At 52.9% G+C, this 221-nt stretch carries 1 rRNA gene; it reads right to left on the reverse strand.

The annotated features are described in order from the left end of the window. A 23S ribosomal RNA gene (locus PAT3040_RS13800) occupies positions 1–221 on the reverse strand; the annotation flags it as partial.

Genomic DNA, 221 nt, shown 5'->3' on the forward strand with positions numbered 1-221 from the left:
TTCCATCAGCCCGCGTCACTGCCCTTCTGTGTCACCCCATTGCTCATAACGGTTTACGGTGGTACAGGAATTTCAACCTGTTGTCCTTCCACTACGCCTTTCGGCCTCGCGTTAGGTCCCGACTTACCCTGAGTGGACGAGCCTTCCTCAGGAACCCTTAGGCTTTCGGCGGACAAGATTCTCACTTGTCTTTTCGTTACTCATACCGGCATTCTCACTTG

Source organism: Paenibacillus agaridevorans, from assembly GCF_003112455.1.
Taxonomy (GTDB): Bacteria; Bacillota; Bacilli; order Paenibacillales; family Paenibacillaceae; genus Pristimantibacillus; species Pristimantibacillus agaridevorans.